Raw genomic sequence first — 18,812 nt, 5'->3', positions numbered from 1 at the left:
GAGCTATTTTTTGCGGCGCTTACCATTTTGTAACTTCAACCATCCTGGTTTTTGCGAACGATTTAATTCACTTAAAATAAGGGTTGCCTTTTCTATTGTGATCCTAAAGTCGGCGATATCTTTGTATACCTGAACTGCTATTTTCTTTCTTTTTACCGCCGCGCCGGCATCTAAAAATGACTCGACCAATTTATTCAAAAAGCGTGTTAGCGGCGAGCGAGCTCGGGTATTATCTTTACTTCCTAAGCGTTGTATTTGTTGCTCTAGTTTGCGCTTTATTTGCGTTAATTCGGCTTGGCTAAATTCGCTTTGGGCATTGGGCAACGCTTCGAACAAGTCGAGCTTGTCAGCTAAGTATTGGCATTCAATCGCGCTGAGTTCCTCTTGTTGTAAAATTCTACTTAAGCCATTTCTAAACTCAGTTTGTGTCACGCTGCGGTGGCTCAGACGCTCGCAATGCTGATTAAACAACTGCCACTTTTGCCACATGTAAACATAGCCCAGTCCCGCGCCTTTGATATTTTGCATGCCGACGATAATTTGGTGTTCATTTGGCAGTGCTTGTTTTGCGATGATTTGGTTTAAAGCATCAGGCTTGATGTCGCTATCATGCACTAACGTACATTTGAGAGAGGCAAGTTGCTCTGCAAGCGCTGCGGTTTGCGAAAGCCTAGTGCTCAGGTCTTCAACTTCCAAAAGCGACTGGGCAATTGTCCACGCTTCAAAACGCTTTAGAGTAGGGTGATGTGTGTCGTCCTCATTATTAAGTTGCGACTGCAGCGAGTCGAGGCTTGAAAACGCAGACTCAGGTAGCTTGTCTGTCGTAGTATTTAATGATGCGATCAGCGCATCTCGCGATAATGTGAGCCTAAGGCGCCTGAGTAAATCGCGCAGTGCGTTGTGGTCGTTATTGCTGAAAATACTGTGTAAGAGATTTTCCAGTGCAACCATAAAGTACTTAAAGAAGCCATCGATATTGGTGCCGATCACCACAATGGCATCAAAATGCAGATCATTGGCCAGAATGTTCGCAAATACTTGCGAGCGCGCTACACGGTCGTTACGATTATTAATTAATGCAACAATTTGCGCCTGCTTTCCCTGTTCGACGATGTTTAAGCGTTTCCAATTTTCTATCGTTGCTAGGCGTTCGTTGGCAGACATGCTGTTGATAAAGCTTTGACTGATTGCACCAATCTTTGCAGTCGTAAACTGCTGAAGCACGCCAACATCGGGAATAACCCTAGAAGCCGTTTCTTTGAACACATAGTCTTTATTGATGCCAATATATTGCGCCATTTTGCAGACTAAGGCGATGTTATCCGGATGCTCAACATAGGGATATTTTGCGAGAATGTCAGGCGTTATTTGATATCCATCACCCCAATGAATCTGAATGAGTGACGTGTTTTTTTGCTCCGCCGCCAAGTTGAGTACGGAGGCCATATTCTGCTCGGCGGTGAACACTTGGGTGTTGTAACCCAAAAAGGCAGACATCTCTTTTGCTACATCCAAGCCTGTTGGGCCTAAAATATCTTCATGATCTGGGTAGGCATTAGTAATGGTGGCGAAGTTATCTTTCATCCAGCGCACTAGAATTTTTACATATCTCGGAGTCAGGCCCATACATTCCCACAGGAAAACGTCCGCTTTTACCTGCTTTGCAAAATGTAGCACATCAGCTTGCTCCCAAATACTCGCTTTGTCGAAAGGCCGAAATAGTGGGATCTCATATTGCTCACCAGAAATTTTTGAATAGATAAGCATTGCTTCACAGCCCGTGGTCTTGCTCACGACTCTCAGCGCCAAACTGCTAAATAAGGCCGACTTCAGCCTCTCGGTTCCTGATTTTCCTCGTGTTCCCCAGCCGCCAATGGACACCGGAATGTGTTTTCGATTTTGTTTTATTCTTTTACTGACATAAATATGCCGAGTCCAAAAGTAGCTAATAAATGCAAGCACAAAGAAAACCAGCTGCGAAATACTATTTTGATAAATGGCATCGACGTATTCTTTAAAACTGCTCCAAATTGTGAGTAGCGCAGAGGTGACACCAGAGCGAGTATAAAGTTGCTGAATGTCTTTCGCGACAGGAAATGGCGTTTTTGCGATGTCGCCATAGGCACTAAAGTGTAGAGAAAACCCCAGCGTGTTAAGTGCATCCAAATACTTACCTTGCTCAAGTTCGTTGCCTTTTCGTAAGCGGTCTAGCTCTGCAAACTGCCATGTTATGGTCCAGTACGCTTTAAGGCGTCGCCACAAAGTTGATGGCGGAGTAACGGCTAAAATACCATCCGGCGTATAGGTTTTGGCGTCTTCTTTACTGTGGTCATTAGTCAGTACACTTAGCAAAAAGTCGAGTAATGGTAAATGTGGTCGACTCGTTTGTTCGGCGATATTAAAGAGCAACTCCCCCGGCACTTTTGTTTCGCTAATTTCCGCGGTAGTGCAGCTAGGGACGTGGATCGACACGCTGGGCTTTTTCGCTTTGGTATGAGAATAGCTTTGACGTTTATCGGTACTTGGTTGTCTTATTTCGTGTATTACTCGCCACAACCTTCTTGCTTGGCGATAGCCTTGTTGGATACGCCAGCCAGCTTTTGTTTTTGAGGCATTAAGACTTTGACCGCGCTGTGCAATATAAGAAAGTGAGCGACCCAGTTCATCACGAGACCAAGTTGCCAGTGCGTCACTTTGTTCATTGGCTTCAAGAGAAGCGTTGAGCTGCGCGATGATGGCTTGATGATAGAAGCTACCTAGCTGTTCCCTGGCTCTGGTGATATAACGGCAAACGGCGATGTTTGTTTCGTTCGATAAGCAGTCATTTAAGGTATCAATAAACCGTTTGAAGCAGAGTTCGGCTTGATTTGATTCAAGTTGCATATTCAGCATAATACGTGCGCTTTGCTCAAGCGCTAAGCGCTTGAGCTGCATACTAAAGTCGCCTGTTAGCACACGTTGCCACAGTAAAAATGCAAAGTCCTGCTGGCAAAAGCGGTCTGCGGATAACTGTTTTATCAAGGTGAAAAGTACGGCATTTTCACTTTCTTGCTCAAACCGTTTGGCGATTAACTCTTGTGCAAAGGATGTGGGATAAAACTCGACAAACTCTAGCGTAACTTGGCGCACTCTGGGCAAGGTGTGCTCGCTGAGTGCACAAAGCATATTGAGATCTTTTTCTGTAAGCTGTGGCTGGCTGACAATAATTTTAGGAAAGATACTCAAAATATAGAGTACTTCGGCATCAACTTGCTGACTATTTTCAATGTCGTTCGCTTCTTCAAGCAAAGCCCACATGTAGGCACGAATAAAGGTGGGGCGTTGATGTATTAAGATCTCTAGAATATCGACGGTGGCTTGATAGGGCATATTGTCAGACTCAAGCAACTCAATAAGTTTGGCGATAAGCTCTGCGTCTAATTCCGAGTCGACTTCATAGTTGTTTAAGGTTGCGACCATATTGACTAGTGCACGGATCAAGCCATGACGAATATGTTGATTTTGGCTATGGGCGAGTAAATTTAAGCAAAATGGCTGCAAATCCAAACGTTGCCAAGCATTTTCTAGAGTATCGTGGTGAGCACGTAAATATCGGTTAGTTAAGGCGCCAAGTTTGGCAATTAAAAACTTAACTTGCTGTTCTATCGTGGCAACTTGATGTTGATATCGAGCAACTACAGCGCCTTCGTCAAACCATCGCGAAAATGCTTTTTTATCTTGTTCTAACGCGACTTTAGTGGTGCCAAGTTCTTGAGCATAGGCGATAATATGTAGCTCTTTTTCGCTGGCAAATTCAGACTTAGCGATACGCTGTACAAATCCGGTGTGGGATACCTCGAGCAGCAAAATTTGCTCATGTAGGGTCTCAATTTTATGCCGCAAAAAGGCGATAGATTGAAGTACCAGCCAGTCGGTTTCATCCTCGTTTTCAGGGCGATTGTAAATGAGTTCCCATGCGCACAATTCGTCGATCAACGCACTGTATTTATGTTGATACAAGTTCAGCCAAAACTTTTCAGTTTCGGCAAAAAATAGGGCTTCTAATTGACTCTTTAAGGCTTCAACGCTCATGTAAATCTTGCTCTAATAAATGACTTAGCTGTAACGATTCAAAAATAATTTCATCGTGAGCATAGGGGGCAAAAGCGGTTTGCTGTAAATTGCCTAAACGTACTTGTAGCCCAACCTGATGGGTATTGTTAAACCAGTCTTGAGTCCAAGTTACACCTAACCAACCCGCGGTGTTATGACTAAAGTCAAAACCCGTTTGCCAACCCAATTGAGTTAAGTATTGCCATGTTGGATTAGGACGGTTCTGATCGGCAAATACATAGCTTGATGTTAATCCGGCGTGGAAAATATGGCCTTGATAAAATTGATACCAATCAAATGAAAACAGTGCATTGTCGAGCGTTTGCCAATCTTGATTTGACGTCAGTGTAACGCCGGAGCTGAAGTAACTATCAACCCAAGGCTGATAGCGCAGCCCAGCATGCGCTTGCCAGCCGTGCTTATGATTATTACGGTAAAAGGTGTACATATCAGGGCCAATTTGCTCATCTGCAATAAATTCGTCCTTGCTGATACTGGTGTAAGTGTAAAAAGGCTGCCACCACCAAATGCTTCTAAAACCGCTGTTATAACGGTGAATTTGGCCAAACTTTGCCGAAATACTAGAGCTTAAATGGGTTTCACTGATAGCCGTTGCATCCTGCCAACGATTACGCACCCTCGCTTCTGCAAACCAGTTCGACTGCTGAGAGAGCCAATCGTATTGACCATTGATAGAGAAGGTGTCTTGGTGATGATTATCCATCGTGTAGAAAGTATCGATGCGGTACCAGTTATTCTCATCCTTCACTCTCAACGATAAACCTAAATCGAGTGTAGTACGGCTAGGGCTAGGCTCCGTTGTTTGCACAATGTCGTCGCTATCAATATTCAAAAATCCTTCGACGCCAGTGCGACTTTCATCAGTTTCAATACGAGCTTGCTGAAATTTGGGCTCAGCATTTGTTGGTGTTAACTGTTGTTTGGCTTTTAAGAACATTGGCACTTCAGGTACTAGGTTAACGCGATGCAAAGTTGGACTTAACGTCCAGATAGACATGCGTGCTAACGTTTGCTGTTGTTGGCCGGTTAGTGAGACTTGTCCTGCCGGGTGAAAATAGGTGGCTTCATTTCTAATACCATCGGCAAAGGTTTCAATTTTAATCAGACTATCTCTAGTTAATTTCGCCGTGATTGGGGTTGTTTTATCAGAGCGATAAAAAATCTGCCTCGTATCCAAGGGGATATCATGCCATTGACCTTGGCCAAAGTATTGCGGACGTACGCTAACGCTTTGCCCCGATAAAGGGTTGAGCCAACGCAATTGCAATAGTCCTTGTCGCGTCTCAACTTGTTTAATGCCGTAATAGAGCGGTTGCGTTGACTGCAGCGAGATCACATCACTTTGACTTGGCCCCACCAGCTCTACATTAGCAGGCGGTGCCACGATTTGCTTGGCAGCAGAGTATGCAAACTTTACTCTTACTTGAACTTGTTGATACTCAGAAAAATCAATAGTCAGTATTTCGTTTGCTCTGAGTGGCAAGCCTGACGGCTGATTTTCTGTGAGGTGTGCGGTGATCTGGTCACCAACGCTTTGCGCCGCAAGCGTATCAACTTTTACCTTTTGTGTGCCCACATAACTCGTGTATTGTTCCGCAGCAAGCCATTGACCATAGCGCATCAAGCGGGCATATAAATCGGTTAAAACGGCATCATCCGATAAACTGGGGTGCAGACGTTGAAGGACCCTGTTGTAGCTTTCGTTAGACAATGTTTGCTGACTCAATTGATACAAGGCATTTATCGCAATTTCTTTAGCACTGAGCTCATCTGCTATGTTCGCATCAGTGCTACTAACCAAGTGCGCAGACTTATCTGCAAAAGCCGGAGTGTTAGCGGTTTCTGGTTGCACCCGGATCTCTACAAACAACTCATTACTACTGAAAAGTGTGAGGCTTTCATTTGCCGCTAATTGAATATATTGCTGCGATGCAACAGATAATCGAGTCGCTTGTGGCTGCAATTGCAAGTTTGCTGCAATATCACTAAATATGGGTAAAATCCGGGTTTTGGCGTTGTGTTCATATAGCAGCCATTGAGTATTTTTGTATTCTTGTCCTTGGTACGCAGCACGTGCACTTAGCTTGACCGTCAAAGGCGTTTTAGCAACCAGTTTGATGGGTTTACCTGAACCTAGCGGGTACAGCTCAGTTTGATTATCCAGTGACTCCACGGCTTGTAGGTCATAGTGATTAAGGCTGTATTGAGGCTGGGTCAGTTCGTTTGTTTGAATTGCCGCGACTTGTTCGGCCTGTTTTGGTGTTAATGCCATTTGCTGGCTTGTCCACAGCGCTTCTTGCTGAAGCCCAGAGTCAAGCAGGTACGTCAACAGGATATCATCGCATTGATATTGCGTGATATCAGTTTCGTGGGCAGCGCATAATAGGCTAGCTTGGATATATTCATTCTGTGCTAAATATCTCGTGAGTAGTTCATTGGCAGCGTACTCTCTTAAAGATTGAGCGGTGCTTTTTAGCAGTGATTTTAGTAATACCTCGGCGTTTCCACTGCGTTCTAGCTGAGTCAAAATAGTAATATTCAGTTGCCAAGCCATTAACGCAACTTGCTCACTATGCCCACTCAAATACGGCTTCAGTTTCGCAAGTGCCATGAGTGGTTTGGTCTTTGCTACGATTTGCAGCTCCGCAAGCACTTTGGTGGCGGTAAACTGGCCGTGGCTGTCTGTCTTAACACTTAGTTCCGGTGCACTCAGCCCGCTAAGAGATAAATAGTAAGTGTCCGCTCGATTTTGTTTGCTTCTTGCCAGCAGACCTTGAATCAATGACCCTTGGCCTAGCGCTTCTTGCGTCATGGTTAAGAAGTCGGGAAATGGTTGTAAGCGGTTTATTGCTACAGCGATATCAAGCGCTTGCTTAGCCCCTTCAATCATCACAACTTTGGATGCTGGATTCATGTGTAGGGTAAGTCTTTGAAAATGACTGCTAGGCGCAACAAGCAGCGTATGTTGGCCATGCTCGCTGGTGATGGTTAAGCGTTCTGGCGTTCTTGCTCGAACATACAAGGTAATTGCATTATCAATTCTCAGTATGTTCTCAAGATGATACTTCAGTGGCTGAGGCGATGTAATGTAATTGACTCGCTGAGCGCTTGAAGTGAGCAGCACTTGCCCAGCGGCGCTGCGGCTGCCCAGTGTTACTCCACTTATCGCAACATGATGAGTGAGCGGTTGAGGGGAGCTTGGCGTTAAAAAATACACCGTAGAGGCAATATCGTTAAGCATTTGCTTACGTTTGACCGCTAACGCCGTGTCAGAAGCGTTAAAAGTGAGTGGAGAAGTATCACCATTCATGTAAAGGGCGCTGAGCTGCTCGTTCAGCTGTTTATTCCAATACGGACTAAATAGCGACTCTTGCTGCTTTATTCCTGCATTATCGTCGTAAATACCACGGTGCATTTGTAGTAAGTTAAGGTAGGCAGGTACCGATGTTGTGATAGTGAGATAACTACCTTGCGGGACAGCAATATAATCTTGGTTAGACAAGCCGACTTTAGGCTCAAGGTACTCATCCGCTTGGATGTCTGATATTGCAATGGTGCTTATAACCTCACCGTTGACTTTAATTGTGACAGTACCATTTTGCGCAATCGCGTGTAGATCTTTTCGAACTTCTAGTTTGAGCTTTTTGGCGTGCTCAAAGAACAAGCTTGTCATTTGTGTAGGTTGTAGGTGAAACCAGCGCTCTGTATCTTGCGCTAATTGCAGTGTTTGGTCGTCAAGCCCTGGCAGTCTAAGTGCTCTTCGATACGGATCTCTGTGGCTATGCATGCTGCCTTGCCAAAGCGCGAGAGATTGAGCGTTATCACCGGTGTAAGCAACCTGAATTAAGCGGTTTTGTGCTATTGCACTCAGTTGGCAGCGGGATTGAATACATAACCAATCGGATGTTGGAATGGCACGTCGTAGCTCTGGGGTTTGCCCCGCAAAAAATTCGAATGTGTCGAGGGCACTTGGCGTTGTGACTAACCACGCGTGACTTGGCAAAAACAGCCACGCTTTTTGCTGCGGTGCAAAGTGCTTGTTAGCATTGGCTTGGATAAATTGCATACGTGACAGATCAATCCATTGGGCAGCCGTCTGTATCCCTACCTCATTGGCTCGGGATATCGTTGCAAACAGCAGTAGTGTCATTATAAAAGTGATTGCACGCATTTAGTAAACTGCTCTAGTTGTTGATTGTTATTAATTAATTGCTTTCTTGTTTGATAGCTTAGCTCAATATGGATAAAGCTATATTCAGGAAGCGCAAGCTGATGCATGATATTTTGCGTCCCGCCAAGTTCTTGCACTTCTTGAGGGTAAATCAGCGCCCGATAACCTTGCTTAACAAGACAAGACTTCAACTTCCATAGTGTGTCGTCATTTGTTTTGCCTTGGCTTAAAATTATTTCGCTTAGTTTACCGGCGTCGGTTTTTCGCTTCTTCTGACTAAACCCATGTATTTGGAACACTTTTGCTATTGGGTGTAAAGATGTAAAAGCTATGATAGCTGACGCGTGAATATTGTGAGGTTGCTTGGCGTAATCATAGGTTTTACCTGTGTCATTGTTATCGTATCTGTGTTTTGTGTTGTTCAGTAACACTTGGCAACTGTGCTGGAAAATGTGCTCACCAATGGTCAGCGTATGTTTATCATGAAAGCGATGTGGAACAGATACCACGCAAGGCCGATGCGTTGGCGCATACGTGACTTCGCCGTGCGCGTCACTTTGAGGCTTTGGCGTCAGTGTAAATTGCTCTGCTTGGTGCGTAAATTGCCAGCCATCGAGCGCTACAGGTTGGTTAAACCATTGCGCCATTTTGCTGCTGTCGGGAATCGCAGCGTTAACATTCAATGACAGGCACAATGTAATGTAAAGTGCGTAGCGACTAAGGTGTCTCATCTTGCCACCAGTTTAATGTTGCATCAGGCTGTTCATTTTCCTCTAGTACACTTATCCAAACATCATGTGAAAAGTTAAGCGTCATGGTTTTAGGCGATGTTAAGTCTTGAAACAGCGGCAAAGTAATACTTGGGTACTCGTACAGCTCCGCGTGATTAGGGTTAAAAAACATCCTCGTTTGTGCTGGGTTTAGATGTAGTACAAAGTGTTTAGCTAAAATGGTGTATTCATCGCTTGGGGTGATTACCTTAGTGCTATCCAGAGCGGTTGCTACCGTAATTTCATCTTCAGGGTCGGCACTAAACACTTTGACGACCAAAGCGATAGGTTGCAAGTTATCCTCTCTAACAGCAACAGTGAGTGGCGTTGCTTTCGCTACTTTGTACAGGCGGATCTTCCGCACGGTTCTTGGGATCCCTTGATTGATGAAAAGTGCTTGGGTATTAGCTAACTCCTCTATTTGTAAGCTGTTTAGCGGAACTTCAAATAGTGTTGGTTTACGCTTTTGCTTCACAATCACACTGCTTGGGTAGCTTGTTGCTTCACCGAGCTTAAAGAGCGCAGATTTGGCTACCTGACGATATTCAAACTCCATTTGCGGTACTGAGTTATCAAAGTAAGCTTGCTCAATGGGCACCAACGCGATATCCGATACAGCTAAAAGCTGATCTAAGTCTTTGGAGCGGTATTGAGGCAGCAACTCAGGTACTTCTGGTGGCGCTTCAAATAAGCGCACCGATGCTATCTGCTTTTGTGTGTGAAAGAGGTAATGGTTGTCGGCCTTTTGGCTAAACCATGCGTCAATACCTTGATAAATTGGACTTTCAGGGTCACACACTGGGTAGCAACGATGGCTCAGGTAATTAAATGTTGGGCTGCGGGCTTGCAGCTTCACCATCGCATCTTCGGCTTCAATTTTGATTTGATTAACGTTATCTGGTATTGCCAAATAACGCTTCTCTGCGGTTGGTAAGGTTTGTCGCTCCGTGGTTTCAGTTATCAGTCTATCGAACAAAGCTTGCTCCGCCGTTGCGGTAAAAACGTAGTCCTTGATCCGCTCATTGTTGTTATAGAGGCTCACAGAGAGAGTGCTGCCCATGGGCGCGCGCCACTCTAAAGCGATATCGCTTTTAGGAGAGACTTGATAGTAAACCGGCGTTTGCGCGTTGAGCATATAATAATAACTATGCAGCGGGACTATAGGGTCGACGCCATTGCTAAATACCCGAATGCTGGTGGGGGCGTTTGCGCTAATGGTAACAAGGCCTGTAGGTAAGTTGCTCAGTCTAGATTGGGTAGTGGCTAGCATCTCAGGAGTTAGTCGCTTTGGCGCGTTGAGTTGGCGTAAATCATGCCAAACAAAAGTAAGATTTGCATTTTCGGGATGGCTTAATAAATATTCAGTGTGTTCATAGACACGAAAACTGGCGCTTAGCTGCTCCGAAATCAACAAACTGTCTAAGTCTAGCTGGGTCGAAAAATCATGATTAAGCACATTGTAGGGGAGTGACTCATATAACAAGTCAGCACGAAAGTCGATGTTAGGCACGCCCTGTGGCGCTAGCTTTTGCCAATCTAACATGACCGAATTGTATTTTTCTTCGTTGGTTAAGGCGTTTTCACCTATGGTGTGGTAATTCGTCATGCGTTCACGCCACTCAGTTGGCCTTTTCAGCCATGCTTTGGCAGGGTCGATAATACTGTTACTGGTTTGGGCATGGACGCGTACTACCACGCCTTTAAGCTGAGCATTTTCTGGTATTAGCTTTAACGTGATGGTTGCAGCCTGTTGTAACTCTTCACGATTTAAATAAAAGGATTGCCCAGACGCCACGGCCAACGCTTCACGGTTTTCAATGATCTGTTTTACTTGTTGCTGAAAGTCGTTCGAGGCGGCTTTAGCTGCATGGTGATAAGTACCGCGATAAATAATCGCTCCTTTTGCATCAAGTAACTGATATTCAATAGCATAGTTGACAGGCTGATCATCCAGTGGTTGCGATTCGAATATCCCATTGGACAACACCCGAACAGACATGGTCCGAGACGGAGAAAAGGAAAACTTCAGTGCACTGTCGGTTTTTAGCCAATGAACATTGGAGCGAATATTAAACAAGGTCGAGGTATTTGAAGGCTCCGCCGATTTTACCCACACAAATAAAGTGACGGCGAACCAAACAAAAAGTAGCAGCAAAGCTGTAAAAATAGCAAATCGTAATATCTGTTTAATCCAGTACATAACGCCCCTCATGAACTGCTTTTGCATAAGTGGCTAAATCAATAACGCGATTTCTTCTTGGTAAGTATAGCGCGAGCAGTGCGTTATCTCGGGTAAACATTAATCCCAGCTCACCATTTCTATGCGTGCTAAAGGCGCTTATTTTACACTGGCTTTCAAACTGACAAAGTGCTTGGAGCACAGGTAAATGTTGGGTGGTGGCATAGCGCCCTGTGGCCACTTTAAGTGCGTCAATAAATTGCGCACTGGCTTCATGCCAATCATTTGGAGAGAGAGTAAGCAAATCGATTACTTTGAGCCTAGGTGTGTGTGCAACGGCTAAAAGGCGTTGCAATAAAGCATCGTTGGTAATGGCAAAGTGCGATTTAAAATCCGATGCCAACCACAGTGCCGCTAACTCACTTTTTGGTGCGAACAGCTGATATCCCGACTGTGGTGTGGTACCGAGTTCTAAGCCTCTGGTTGCTTGTTGTCCTGAAACGGTTTGAGTATTAACACCAAGATCAGCTAGCACCCTTTGTAGTGTAGCAATGGTGTCATTATGAATAGGGTTAGGCGTTGTAAATTGGTACGCAAGCGCTGAAGGTCTGATGCTTGCAGGCGCGCTATGACTGCGGATCTGTAAATTAAGTAAGGGGTTGTCATAAAAGTAGCGCTGTGCACTTTGATACACCACATTAAATAATGACCGCACGTTGTCGGCTGCCATTACATTTGCATCTATGCTGGTATACGGATGAGCACCAGCGATTGCCAGTAACTTTGCATGGGTGGCCGTAAACAACTGCCCAGAGAACTCCAGCGTGTTACTTTCAAAGAGTGGTCTAGGCACCGCAATGGTGAGGGATGGTTTAGCCAGCAAGGCAATAAAGTACACCCCTTGACCCAAATCATAGGCAGATTTGGTATCTAAAGGAGAAAGCGCAACGAATTGCCCTTGATTATTTTCAACTAAAGTTAATTGGTACTGTAATAGGTTTGCTACGCGATTTATCTGACTCAGCCTTACCTCAAGCGTTTCTGGCGTTGTTACTATCTCAAGGTTTTGGGTGATAGCAAATAACGGCCTTAACACTTCATATTCCCACAGTGCAGCACTGGTATCGCTCAGTGCACTAAATGCACCGCTGCCTTTGGCGCTAATGTGACTAGAAAATGCTTCAATAAGTGCCTGTATGCTCTCATCGCTTGTGCTTATTTTATCCATGTCTTTGTCGATGCGTTGCAGGCCATATGCGCTTAGCAACGACGAATAGCTATCCGAGCTTAAATACGCCTCAATCATCTGTCCATGGAATTGGCTGTAAGGTAAAGGCGCATTTGCCGCGAGACCAAAGTGTGCATCGTTGATGTTAAACAAGGTAGCAAGTTCAGATTGTTGCACTGAGCTTGGCACACTGTTAAATATCCACATCTGTGCGTCTTCTTTTAAACTGTGTTGGTGCATCAATTGGCTTACTTGCCGATTAATTTCTCTGAGTTGGACGACCTCTGGAATATCCATCGCCATAAAAAAGTCACTGTAGAACTCGCTTTGTTTACCGTTCTTATCGCCACTTTGGTTAGGTCGCGCATTGCCAAACGCCATTGCCTGGCTTTGCCAGTAGGAAAACAATATCCCACCAGCCTCACTGGCAAGCCGCTCTGCAGTGGGGTAAGGCACACTGATGATATGGGCTTTTTGAGCAGCTAAATTAATGATAAACAGACCGCGTTTATGATCTTGTTGATTGTCTTTTATTACTAAAAATTGTGTTGTACGTTGCAAAGAAAAGTCGGCTTGACGCAGTAAGGTGGCGGCCTCGGCATAGTGTGACTCACTATCCTGCTTAAGCAACCTAATTGCTTGTTTAAAGTGGCTACGTTGCTGCTCGGTCACATATTGGCTGACATTAACGTTAGCCGCATTTTGAGTATACAGCTGGCTCTTGTAATTACTGATCACTTGGCCGAGCGTTAAATCGCTGGCTGTTTCATTTATCGCTAATGTATTACTTTGTACGAATAGGCTTGGAATAACCATAATTGCAAAACCGATACAGATGGCGATAAAGCCACCAACAATTGAAGTTTGAAAAGTTGCACGGATCACAAGGCCTAGCGCATTTTTTTGGTAAATTTTAAGGGCAAGTAAGGTCGATAGCATGTAGCCAAAAGCAAAGGTATCGGTCACTTTTAAGGTTGGGAAGTAACCGACGACAACGTAGTTTAAAATCAGTTTGTAGACAAAGCCGATATTAAAAAACAGCAGCATGAGTCGCGCGCCTTCGATATTGGCGTGTTTTAAACGAGTAAAGTTTAAGACTACATATCCAAAGACTAAAATAATCGCTGTTTCTACGAATGATGTGAGCAGCTTTGTGGGTTGCATCAGTTGCAGAGCTAGCAGCGCTGGCAGCATAATGCCATTAAATTCCCAGCCGTACTTTAAATTAGCCCTTGATGCGATAAAAGCAGTGATCACCAAGATAATATAAGCTTTAGGGGCTGCAATAATTGAGGCCGCAACAGCTTCGTACATGACGGCAAGATTGGCAATGCTAAAGTTGGTAAACGTCATCAATCCAAAACGAATGATGATATAGGTAACAATCAACTGAATAGCGGTGACTTTTATGCCATATTTAAAGCCGCCATTCCACATTACATTGGCGGTCAATGCGATGATAATCAGCCCGAGGCTATAAAGTTGTGCGGCGTAATCAAAAGTGATGTCCCATTGTGTTAAGTACGCGGCGACCAGCGGCCAAAATAGCACATCCATGGTAACTCGAACCATAATGCTTAACAAAACGATGGCAAAAAATCGGTCACGGCCAAACATTTCTGCATAGCCTAGTCGCTCAACAAGTGTTTTGGCAAAAAACCGCATTAAGCCATAAACAACAATGGCCTCAACAATGATCACCCAAGCCGATGTTGGGCTCACGATAAATAAAGGGACTAGGTAACCTGGAACCACTAAACCAGTTAACGGGAAGCCAAACCTAAGATTGAAAAATGCAACAACCGCGATGCCTATCCAAACACACGTGATAACGGATTGCCCAAGTCCGCCCGCACTTGGGAATAGCATTAGCGTCCAGTCCATTTATTCGTCATCCCACTTTTCAGGCAAAAGTTGCTCGTTAACCGCAAGCTGCTCTGACAAGTGTGTTAAAAAAGCTTCTTTATCATCTAGTTGAGATAATTGCTCGCCAAGGTCGATAAATTCAAACAACACCCCGCTGGTTTCAAATGGGGTACTGGTGTTAAGGCTGGTTGATTGTTTGAGTAAGGCGCGAATGCTTAGTAAATAAGTTCGATTGTCTAAATACACAGGTAATACGATTTTGCCACGTTTTAGGGTTAAATAGCGCAACTTTCCTTTAGCTTGTTCACTATCCATCTCGGTACAGCGGCAAAGTAAGTCTAAGGCGGACATGTCGAAAATAGACAGCTTATGTTCTCTAGCAAAGCGTTCAAGAGATTCATTTACCTGCACAATTTGGCCAAATAAGTTATATAAAATACTGGCACTGTGAAGCTGGTTGAAGACATGCTCCAGTGAGGTGAGTTTTTGATCCATCTCATTAATTGCATTTTTGATTTTATGACTTAGTGGCTCCTTTAGAGAAAAAGTCAGCGCTCGAGTCAGTGTGCTTTTGAGATTTTTTTGCTCAGCAGCAAACACCTTATAGTGGAATAATAATTCACCAATTTGATGCGCAAAGAGATTTACATTTTTAATAAATGCTTGCTCATCAAAGTTGTCTTGAGGAGTGACGGTTAGCGCCCAAAAACCCCGAACATCTCCTGCGTACATCAAGGGGGCGATGTACTGCTGCTCATCTTCAGCTAGATGTTGGAAGAAAGGGCGGGTAATTTTGATAGCACCAAACGCTTTGATTGCATCTGAATAGGGTACTCGTTCGTAGTCTCTCCGCATCTCTAAGATATCGCTGAGCTGACAGTGTATTGCACGTATTTCAGTTACTCTGTGGTCCCCCTCTAAGCGGGTGAGAAAGATACTTCTTTTCAGGTTGAGCTGTTGATTTACAAGTTGGATGATTGCATCCCAAGGTTCATTATGCTCAAGAAAATGCCGTGGTAAGTATCGACCCATCATACGTTGCTGGATTAGGGCTATCAGTGATTTTAAGTTTTCCTCTTCTGACCACTTCAGTGAAATAAACACCCAAATTAGCGATAGCCATATCAAGGAAAACAACTCACCAAGCGGCAATAACACGGAATACCAATGATGCGCAGCAATGCCACACATAATAAGTAACATGCTGGTGAATACTGCAATGACTACATTGGTTTTTGTCGCATTTCTTTGGTAGCCCACTAAGAAAAATATTGATGCCAGTACCATCAATGCGACTATCGTCACTTTATTTAAAGGTTGGATAAAACTGTCGGATGCAAAGCTATTGGCAATAAATGCTTGTAGGTAAACAGGCGGAAGTTCTTGCGCACCAAAATAAGCATTACTATTCAAACGTGAAAATTTTGAGTGCTGAGCAACTAAGATGACTTTTTCGCTAAGTTGTGCGGTGAATAAGTCACCATCAAGCACTCTCTGCGCACTAAATTTTGGTAGTGAATAATAAGGCAGCGAGTAGTCTATGATTTTGTTGAGGTATTCACCATGCTGCGGAAATATTTTATCCCACAATATGTCACACGCGCCTGCTGGTGGTGCGAGACTAATTGCGCTGCCGTACCAATTTTCTGTCTCCAATAAACAAACCGATTGCGTATTGAATGGATAGTAAATTGAGTCATTGTTTTGTTGTGGCGAAAGTTCGGTATTTGCAAAGAACACAACGGCTTTTGGTTGATAGCCAGAGAGTATTTTTGCTAACTGCTGATGTTGTTGCTGTAAGTTTTCCGCTTCAATCACGACTACTTGCGTTGCTTGCGTGGTGTTGAGCTTGGAAAACCATTGTAACCCAATTAGGTTTACCTGTTTATATAAGCCTGATGCTGACGCGATCAACAAAATAGCGAATAAACTCATAAATAGCCAAAACTCACGTTGGCGTTTTATAAAGTTTAATTGACTAAAAATCGACATGCTTTTTCACTCTCTTATTGCTGGCTGAAAGTGAGAGTCAGCTCAGTCGTCTTCGTTGTTTTTACTTTAATAAATTCTAAGCCATGAATTTGCTCGCTTTGCCACTGACCGCTCTGAAGTTGCACTGGACGCTGCCACGAAATCATCGCAATATCATCTAAAAATAAGGCACTTTCACCGCTACTTGGTGGCGCCATGGAGAGGCCAAACTGGACGCCACGAGCGGGCAATCCTTCTTCGCCAAGCACAACGGAATCGTCAGGTAAGGTAATATCTTGTCTAAATGTTTGCCACTCATAACTACCCGCAGGCTTTAATTGGGGCGTTGACTCAGAAAAGATAAGGCTATCTTCTGATGTTAAGATACGAATATCAGCCTTAAACTCACCAGCGTTCTCTCCTTTGGCATAACCAAAGAGCGAGAGCTCATGGTAAGCCTGTGCCGTGCTCGGCGCTGGCGTAATCGGCATGGTACGAATTGTATGTTTGAACGGCACACGCGTTGGCGTTTCGTTAAATTGTGTTCGTTGTAGACAAAGCCCTTGTACGCCACGATATTTGCCGACTAAGCAGGGCGCAATATCGTCGGCCTCAATTAGCCAACGAGAGACTTCCCCTTTTTCGTTATCGCTGTCCCAGTCTTCAAAATCACCAAAGAACAATAAGTCCCGACCAAGCACAATCTCTGCTTGAGGATCACTAGCCGCGAGTTTGCTAAGGAACTCAGCACTGTTTGAATATTGGCGTAAATCGACAATATGCTCACCGGCTTCTAAGGTAATGACTTTTTGTTCGATTGCTTTTGCTTGAGCGGGTTTATCAAAGGTGACTTCTGCAAATCCAGAGCGCAATGAGATACCAATTTCGGGTGAAGAAAATTCAGCGATGCGTTTCAGTAGGGCATTGGCAAGATCGCCACTTACAAACTTAGGAACATAGTCTTCTAGATAAACGGGATAGGCTTTTAATGCACTGATTTTAGGTGTGCCTGCAGTTTCTAACTCTACCACAGCTATCAGTCCTAAAAAGGTTTCAAGACGATTTTGCTCAAACACAAAGTTGCCTAGCCCAAGTATGCTTGGTACGCCATTATATAAGCCAAACCCTTGCGCAACGTGAGGATGATGCGCAATCATCAAGTTAGCACCATTTTTGGAAAGTAAATCAAAGCGATTTGAAATATACGCCGTTGGTGCGTATGAATACTCATCGCCACCGTGGAGCTGAGCCACAACAAAGCGGCCGTTGGTACTGGCTTGCATCACCGTTTCTTTCATGCCATTGGTATCTGTTAGATCGGCAGCTCCCCCTTTAGCGTCTGATGCCACATAAGTGACGGTATGTTGATCGCCTGTAATAGAAGTCGCAGACACAAAGTCTATCGTTGTTTCACCAAGGCTTTGGCTGTAGGGCTTAAATGCCTCTGCCGCACTTGTACCCGCGCCACTGTATTTAAACCCTGCCTGCTCGACATACTTCAAGGTATCGTTCAGTCCAGGTGCTCGATAGTCATAGACGTGGTTATTGCCAAGTGCTACATAGTCAATACCCAAATCATTGAGGGCAACTAATGACTCCGGCAGACTAAAAAATGCGGACTCTTTACTTGGATGGACCGTGGTTGGGTTTTTTAGGATTGGAGACTCCAAGTTAACCGAAGCGAAATCGACATGTTTAAATAAAGGAAGCATAAACTGCACCAGCGCTTGGGCATCAGGTCCTGCGCTTTGGGGCTGAATAAGTCCGTCAGGGGTGCTGGGCAATGAATTTCCCATAGTAATGAGAGCAGGGTTGAAATAACGACGCCCAAACATGGTATCACCGGCAAAAAGTAAGGTTTTTAGCGTGCTCGACTTTGCTTTTAGTTCAAGCGTGAGCTGCTGCTCATTGTTATTTTGATTCGCTAAGGTAAAAATCAAGGGCAAATAATCTGGGTGGGATATTTCTGCGACATAAGCGCCGTATGCTAAAGCCGACAGGTCAAAGATCCCATTGTTATTTGAGGTAAATAACTGATCATTTATCGTGAGGCTAGCATTGGCAATGGGGGTTGCATTTGTGTCGTGCAAAAGTATGCTTAAATTGGGCGTCTCGCTATCCCTATCTTGTTGGCTTTTATCTTCATCCTTATCTATTTGTGAAGGACCTGTTTCATTTGGGTCCTCAACTGAGCAGGCTGTGAGTGCAAATAGCAATACTACATTTAAGATTTTTTTCATTGTGGCCAGCCTGCTTTCAAAAAAGATACATTATTTAATTCTTTAGTATTATATCTGTAACTCTTTATGTGTTGCAATCCTTTGAAATGGAATGTAAGTTTCCAAATCAAAAACTTAACAAGTGCTGAAAAACGCCTTAAAAAACAACTTTTTTCAGTTCTTCATTAGTATAGGACAAGAATTTACGAAGATAGCTAAAATTCTGTTCAATATTCTTTACGTTTTTCTAGTCGGACAGCTATTCTTAGAGTATGATCTCGTCAATTGTGAAAAC

7 protein-coding genes are annotated in these 18,812 nt (G+C 44.2%); all 7 read right to left on the bottom strand.

Annotated features, from left to right (window positions below; all coding sequences use genetic code 11):
* Positions 1-3: 3 nt before the first annotated feature.
* From pgsB to DS891_RS20130, 7 genes are read right to left on the bottom strand one after another with little or no spacing between them, the layout of a single operon-like run.
* Positions 4-4,071: a poly-gamma-glutamate synthase PgsB gene (gene pgsB / locus DS891_RS20160; RefSeq protein ID WP_174170753.1), complete on the bottom strand. Its 4,068-nt coding sequence runs from the start codon at positions 4,069-4,071 to the stop codon at positions 4-6.
* Positions 4,061-8,284, bottom strand: a complete 4,224-nt coding sequence (locus DS891_RS20155; protein WP_174170752.1) for a hypothetical protein — start codon at positions 8,282-8,284, stop codon at positions 4,061-4,063. The genes pgsB and DS891_RS20155 overlap by 11 nt, the downstream gene beginning before the upstream one ends.
* Entirely contained in the window at positions 8,263-9,015 is a 753-nt protein-coding gene (locus DS891_RS20150) for a hypothetical protein (RefSeq protein WP_019647400.1), read from the bottom strand. The genes DS891_RS20155 and DS891_RS20150 overlap by 22 nt, the downstream gene beginning before the upstream one ends.
* Positions 9,002-11,254 (bottom strand): hypothetical protein, encoded by a 2,253-nt coding sequence (locus tag DS891_RS20145; RefSeq protein ID WP_174170751.1) that lies wholly within the window; start codon positions 11,252-11,254, stop codon positions 9,002-9,004. Before DS891_RS20145 ends, DS891_RS20150 begins: the two co-directional genes overlap by 14 nt.
* Positions 11,241-14,345 carry a poly-gamma-glutamate biosynthesis protein PgsC/CapC gene (locus tag DS891_RS20140; protein ID WP_174170750.1) on the bottom strand — a complete coding sequence of 1,035 codons (3,105 nt, stop codon included), beginning with the start codon at positions 14,343-14,345 and terminating at the stop codon, positions 11,241-11,243. Before DS891_RS20140 ends, DS891_RS20145 begins: the two co-directional genes overlap by 14 nt.
* Complete coding sequence (locus DS891_RS20135) at positions 14,346-16,319, bottom strand: hypothetical protein (RefSeq protein WP_010607850.1); 1,974 nt, start codon at positions 16,317-16,319, stop codon at positions 14,346-14,348.
* 14 nt (positions 16,320-16,333) lie between these two features.
* Complete coding sequence (locus DS891_RS20130; protein WP_217448683.1) at positions 16,334-18,538, bottom strand: CapA family protein; 2,205 nt, start codon at positions 18,536-18,538, stop codon at positions 16,334-16,336.
* Between the last annotated feature and the right edge of the window lie 274 nt (positions 18,539-18,812).

The sequence above is a fragment of the Pseudoalteromonas sp. JC28 genome (genome assembly GCF_013319255.1).
GTDB lineage: Bacteria > Pseudomonadota > Gammaproteobacteria > Enterobacterales > Alteromonadaceae > Pseudoalteromonas.
This window is presented reverse-complemented; position numbering and strand designations above follow the sequence as displayed.

What these genes read in the sequence shown, in the direction of transcription:
- DS891_RS20155 (WP_174170752.1), bottom strand. Translation starts at nt 8,284, where the DNA reads ATGCGTGCAATCACTTTTATAATGACACTACTGCTGTTTGCAACGATA.
- DS891_RS20135 (WP_010607850.1), bottom strand. Translation starts at nt 16,319, where the DNA reads ATGTCGATTTTTAGTCAATTAAACTTTATAAAACGCCAACGTGAGTTT.
- DS891_RS20130 (WP_217448683.1), bottom strand. Translation starts at nt 18,538, where the DNA reads ATGAAAAAAATCTTAAATGTAGTATTGCTATTTGCACTCACAGCCTGC.
- DS891_RS20140 (WP_174170750.1), bottom strand. Translation starts at nt 14,345, where the DNA reads ATGGACTGGACGCTAATGCTATTCCCAAGTGCGGGCGGACTTGGGCAA.
- DS891_RS20145 (WP_174170751.1), bottom strand. Translation starts at nt 11,254, where the DNA reads ATGTACTGGATTAAACAGATATTACGATTTGCTATTTTTACAGCTTTG.
- pgsB (WP_174170753.1), bottom strand. Translation starts at nt 4,071, where the DNA reads ATGAGCGTTGAAGCCTTAAAGAGTCAATTAGAAGCCCTATTTTTTGCC.
- DS891_RS20150 (WP_019647400.1), bottom strand. Translation starts at nt 9,015, where the DNA reads ATGAGACACCTTAGTCGCTACGCACTTTACATTACATTGTGCCTGTCA.